This is a genomic window from Clostridium sp. LS, assembly GCF_002760435.1.
Classification (GTDB): Bacteria; Bacillota; Clostridia; order Clostridiales; family Clostridiaceae; genus Clostridium.
In genome coordinates this window covers 1-751 of the sequence record NZ_AUUU01000231.1, presented here as the reverse complement: position 1 = coordinate 751, position 751 = coordinate 1, and the positions used below count along the sequence as shown (strand labels likewise).

Annotated in this window: 1 protein-coding gene; it reads left to right on the top strand. The window is 32.8% G+C overall.

The genetic code is table 11. From position 1 onward, the window contains the following. Positions 1–74 precede the first annotated feature (74 nt). A partial coding sequence (locus COL3_RS26785) for a proton-conducting transporter membrane subunit (RefSeq protein WP_278286717.1) occupies positions 75–751 on the top strand: 677 nt, incomplete at its 3' end.

Sequence of the window (751 nt, the reverse complement as noted above, 5' to 3'; positions counted from 1 at the left end):
CTTATTCATAGTGGAGCAATGTCACTTATGGGTAAGATATCAGACATAGGAATGATAATGGGAGGATTTTAATTATGAGTTATATAGTTGAACTTTTAACTACAGGGTTATGTCTTGTACTTTTGGTAGCAAGTTTATCGTTGCCGAAGTATAAAGAAAAGTTAGGGTTATTAACAGGAATAGGTCTTTTTATAATTTTGATGATTTCTTTGTTTAATGGAGGCCAGCCGCAAACCTTGTTTGGCGGAGCTTATATCAATGATTCTTTTAGCACTTTTTTTAAGCAGCTATTTTTAATAGCTGCGGTTTTAATAGTATTAATTTCTAAAGATCATTTAGTTTCTAAGCAAGGAGAGTTTTATGCCTTAATTGTTTCGGCACTGCTCGGGATGATGATTATGGTATCCTCAGGAGAACTCATTACCATATATGTAGGACTAGAGTTAATGACTATATCTTTTTGTGTTCTAATTGCTTACAAGGGTGATAAAAAATCAAAAGAGGCAAGTTTAAAATATATTATTTTAGGTGCCATGTCTTCAGCAATTTTCTTGTATGGATTAAGTTTAATATATGGTATCACTCAAACAACGGTTATTAAAGAAATTGCAGAAGTATTGGGAACAGGACAAGTAGCACCATTAGAAATACTAGGTATGATATTTTTAATTGCAGGCTTTGCATTTAAAATCGCTATTGTTCCTTTTCATATGTGGGCTCCAGATATTTATGAAGGAGCACCTACTTCAAT